Annotated in this window: 3 protein-coding genes; all 3 read right to left on the bottom strand. The window is 60.7% G+C overall.

The features are described from left to right. The coding region (locus AB4Y34_RS40765; protein WP_368719193.1) for an ESPR-type extended signal peptide-containing protein at nt 1–1502 on the bottom strand (1502 nt) is incomplete at its 3' end. A gap of 1161 nt (nt 1503–2663) precedes the next feature. After that, nucleotides 2664–3422, bottom strand: a complete 759-nt coding sequence (locus AB4Y34_RS40770; protein ID WP_368719194.1) for an OmpA family protein — start codon at nt 3420–3422, stop codon at nt 2664–2666. Between the two features lie 88 nt (nt 3423–3510). Next, nucleotides 3511–5204 (bottom strand): YadA family autotransporter adhesin (locus AB4Y34_RS40775; protein WP_368719195.1); only part of this gene is annotated, 1694 nt, incomplete at its 5' end.

The following is a 5204-nucleotide window of genomic DNA, read 5'->3' on the forward strand; positions in this document are numbered from 1 at the left end:
TGCGCCACACCCTGGTTCGTCGCATACAGCTGCGAGCCGTTCACCGCTTCGCTGCTCGCCGCCGACAGCGCGCCGTCCTTCACGCCCGACAGCGTGCGAACGCCGTCCGTACCCGTGAAGTCCACCATCGCGCCGGCCTTGTCCTTCGCCACCGTGATCGCGTTCGTACCTGCGTCCTGCTGCACCAGACCCACGCCACCGTCGGCAAGCTGGTTCTGCACGTTCGTGATGTTGCTCGCGTTTTGCGCGATGTCGTTCGTGTTCTGCGTCGTGCGACCATCGAGGTTGGTGACGGCCTCGCCTACGCTACGCACCGTCGTGCCACCGACGCTGTAGTACGGTGCGCTGATCGAGCCATCCGCATTGACGATCGAACCACCGCCCAGCGCCCGGGCCGTGCTCGATAACGTGTTGTTCAGCTGGCTGCCGTTGATCGCGTCCACGCTCGATGCGTTCACCGCGCCTGCGGCCACGCCCGTCACCCTGCGGTCGCCTGCCGTGCCCGCCACGTTCACCACCGTGCCGTCCATGTCTTTCGCCACCGTGATGGTGCGGGTGCTTGCGTCCTGCTGCACCAGACCCGCCACGCCGCTGCTCAGGTCGTTCGCGATGTTCTGCACCGAACCCTCGATGTTCGTCACGCGACCGTCGATGCTCGTGATGTTCGTCTCGTTCTGCGTGATGCGCGTATCCATGCTGCCGATAGCCGTCGCGTTCTGCGTCACACGACCATCCAGACCCGCGATGTTCGCGGCGTTCTGCGTCACACCCTGATTCGTCGCATACAGCTGCGAGCCGTTCACTGCGTCCGTGCTCGTCGCGCTCAGGCGACCCGCGGCCACGTTCGTGATCGTGCGCTCGTTACCCACGCTACCCACGCTCACCGTGCTCGCCGGGTTCGCACCGGCGAACGCGTAATCCGTTCCGCCGATCGTCGCACCCGCCGTGCCCACCGCGGCTGCCGTCACCGAGCCTGCGCCCAGCGCTACCGAATCCACCTCCGTTGCACTCGCGTCCGTACCCATTGCAAGTGAACCGATCCCCGCTGCTTCAGCGTTGTAGCCAAACGCATTGCTGCCTAGACCGGACGCCTTCGCCTGGACACCTACAGCCGTCGCCAGGGTCCCGGCGACGCTACCAAAGCCCAAAGCCGTGCCCCAGTTCCCGGTCACAGTCGTGTTCGCCCCGTACAACGTTGCAGCCGTGACATTGTTTGCATTGGCCCCACACCCCGCCACCGTCGACCAGTTTCCGTCACCGTCGACCATGGGCTTATATGCGTAGGACGTGCCGTCAGGTCCATTGCCACCAGTGCCACACGCCACGCCGCCCACCGCGATAGTGCTCGCATGACCGGCCTGTGCCGCCACGACGAACGCAGCCAGAGCAATTATCTTGACCGCCGACGCCCGACTCGATTTACCTCGTGCGGGGGCAAGTTCGGAGGCTGCTACCCACGAACCAAGTGCTTCATTCCAGACGCTGATATACGACTTGTTCATGACATCATCCTTTCGAAAGTTAACGAAACCCATTAATTAGTTTTCCGAACGCTTTGGCGATCATCGCGGTCTTGAAGGTCGGCTGAAATCTCAAGCACAAACTGGAAAATCAATCGAATGCCCGGTTCATTTCCTGCCGCATCAAGTTGATCAATCGATGGACATATCTTAAAAAATTGAACAACATTTCCGTATAGGCTGAGTCCGATTGGACATAGCCCAAACCAGGACAAGTCCCAAATTTTGAGGGACTATTGAGGTGATGAATCAGTGACGTGACAACAGTCGAAGACCTACGCGGAGGTTCATTCCGGCCCCGTGCCTGCGGGACCACACCGGGCTCCCTGACTTTCACGGCGAGGTAAACCTTGACCGATCGGGTATGTTTGCGTGTGACGGGATTTCAGGTCCGCGTGTACGTCCCGTATGGGCACGATCCGTCGGGATATGGCGCGCGGACCATCAAGGGAAATCCGCGTGTCCCGGTCATGTTGCGTGTGTTTACTGCCTGGCGACTGCGTCAGCACCGCGGGTCGAGCCTGGCACCGTGGGACTGTCGTTGCTCCGTTTCATCGATGGCCGTACCGCTGGCCCCAGCATGTCCACCCACGCTCACCTGTCGTTCAATCCTCCTGACGCAGTCACCAGTCACCCGTCAGCTCACACCCAGCACTTCCCCCCAATTTCGCCGGATATGTTTCTCGTTGTATGTGCCGCCGATCATCGTTGTAAGTGCGTAATGGTTCTTCACGCTGCCCATAACAACGCATAATTTGTCTCCGTTCAAAAGTCGGCCGCGTTAACAGGGCCCGCACCCTTCGGTCCGAACGGCGGCGCAGCCATCCTGCCAGTCAACAGGTCAAGCAAACGTCGCCGCGACGTTCGTGCGCACTACACCGACAACATCGCAAATCCATCTCATTGAAAGCCTCCGGCCATGAGGGGGAGCGCGCAATCGCTGCGGTTCCGCTTTGCTTCGTGTGTAGTAGCCGGCTTGGGGCGGGATATGCTCCCGCAGGACTGCGTCAATGCGAGGCACGCAAAAGAAACGACCCGGGCACATTGGCGCCATGGCCGTCAAATTCAATCCGATTCGCTATACCGATTCGATACCTGAAACTTGGACTTGATCGAACGGCGTTAGAGACTGTATGCGGACGTTCAGGAGATATTTCCGGACGCTACGATGCGCACCTCTACGCGACGATTAAGCGCGCGGCCTTCAGCCGTCGCATTCGAGGCAACCGGGTCGTCCGCGGCCGCGCCCTCGGCGACGAAACTCTGCGCCATCAACCCACGGTTACGCAGATATTTCAGGACCGATTGGGCACGCGCTTCCGACAATTTCTGGTTGTGGGCCCGTGTGCCGGTCGAATCCGTGTAACCAATTATCGTCACACGCCGGAAGTTGATACCCTCATTCACACGCAAGAAATTATCGAGGCTCGCTTTTGCCGCACTACTCAATACAGCGCTATCCGTGGCGAAATTCGCATCGCCTTGCAACAGCATCTGGCGCCGCTCCTGAGACTGAGCTCGAGGCTCAGGTTTCGGTTGAGGTTGAAGCTGGGGTGCTGGCACAAGGGTGGGGGCGAGGGCGGCTTGAGCCTCAACCGGCTTACCACACATAAAAGTAATCTCGCGCGGATTCTTTGTATTGACACCAGACCTAACTCCATCGACCGCCTCCACCAGCGTGACCGGCTTGTCCTTGCAAATCTCGGCCGCCACCTTGAAACAGGTTTGCGAACTTTCGAGCAGACCGCTGCATTCGACGCGATAAGTCGGCGCTTTCTGGTCTGGAGCAACAATTGCATGTGCGTTGTAGGTCGGGCCCGATTGCGTCGTACATGCCGCCACAAGCCCCAATACTGAGCCCAGCAATGCCAGGCGTGGATAAATTAAATTGTGCTTTTTCATATTTGTAGATTCGCTTGAAGCGAAAGCAGAAAAGATTAAAGAACTCGACGCATACGAGAGGGGGCGTACCCCCTCTCCTACTAAACGGTTACCACTGGTACGAGGCACCCACTCCGACAGTCGTACCGCCGCTTGAAATGCCAACACCCGCTTTCATCTTGATGTTTTGCGTGATGCGAGCCGTACCACCGATCGCGACAGCCTGATAGCCCTTATAGGTCCCGCCACCGATACCGATCGCCAGCGTCTTGTCCTTATCGACGTCCGGGATCATCGTCAGCGCAGTGGCTGCGGCAATACCCGAGTAAGCGCCCTTGGCCACATCGCTGATCGCCTGGTCTGCAGCGTTCATTCGGTCGTCGAGACCCGACAGGGCATCGCCTACGTTCGAGTACGTGCCACCCGACAGCTGATACGACGGGCCGGTCACCGCACCGGTCGTCGAATCGATGCTGGCTCCGCCGCCCAGACCCTCAACCGCGGTCTTGAGCTGCGAAACGTTGACGGCATCGGTTGCCTGCGAGCCAGCCGCGACATTGGTGACCTGACGCTGTTTCGTAGCGGAGCCTACCGAAACCGTGTTCTCCCGATCGGCAACCGAACCCTGACCCAAGGCAACCGAGTTGGAAGCCGTGGCTTGTGCGCCCTGACCGACCGCAACCGCACCAGCAGATGCCGCGGCGCCTGCGCCCATTGCCACTGCGCTATCTGCTGCGTTGGCGTTCGAACCGACTGCTGTACCGTTGTCGCCCGTAGCCACCGCACCGGAACCAGCCGTAGTACTGCCCGCACCTGCGCCCGGCGACGCAGCGTTGACAACAGCACCATCATCCGAAGAGGTATCCGTTGCGTTGAAGTACGGATTGCTACCCGAACCGCCGCTGCCCCCCGAGCCACCGTTGTTCTCGAGGTTGGTGACCCGGTTGTTGACATTGGTCACCTGGGTCTGCAGCGCTTCCAACTGGCCGTAGTTCACGGCGTCGTAAGTTGACGATCCATTGGCAACGTTGGTCAACACAACGGGGCCAGACGACCGGCCACCACCCAGCGTCACGCTGTTGTAGTTCACCGTGCCATCGGTGTTGATGTCGTACTTGACCGCGCCTTGATCCAGATTCGTGATGTTGCTACCGATCTGGTCCAGTGCCTGGTTCGTGGCGTACAGCTGCGAGCCGTTCACCGCGTCCGTGCTCGTCGCGCTCAGGCGACCCGCGGCCACGTTCGTGATCGTGCGCTCGTTACCCTCGCTGCCCACGCTCACCGTGCTCGCCGGGTTCGCTCCGGCGAACGCGTAATCCGTTCCGCCGATGCTCGCACCCGCCGTGCCCACCGCGGCTGCCGTCACCGAGCCTGCGCCCAGTGCAACATCACCCGCGTTGTTCGACACCGCACCCATACCGATCGCTACCGAGTCCTCACCCAGCGCCGACGAATCCGCCCCGGTCGAGTTCGCGTGGAAGTACTTCGTGCCCTTCTCGTACACGTTCGTCACCTGGTCACCCAGGTTCGTCACGTTGGTGTTGGTCTCGGTCAGCTGCGCCATGTTCACCGCATCGCCCGGGTTCACGCCTTCCGCCACATTCGTGATGCGCGTGCCGCCCGTATGCGTCGTGCTGTTGTACGTATCACCGCCCAGCGTGACCGTGCCCTTCGACGCATCGTCGTAATGCACCGCGAGCGCGTCCGTCCCGCCGCCGGCACCATTCCTGATGTCCTCGCTCAGCTGGTCCACCTGCTGGTTCGTGGCGTACAGCTGCGAGCCGTTCACCGCGTCCGTGCTCG

The organism is Paraburkholderia sp. BR10954 (assembly GCF_040965775.1).
In the GTDB taxonomy this organism is placed as follows: domain Bacteria; phylum Pseudomonadota; class Gammaproteobacteria; order Burkholderiales; family Burkholderiaceae; genus Paraburkholderia; species Paraburkholderia youngii.

Coding starts and splice junctions, on each gene's coding strand:
- AB4Y34_RS40770 (WP_368719194.1), bottom strand. CDS start 3,422: ATGAAAAAGCACAATTTAATTTATCCACGCCTGGCATTGCTGGGCTCA.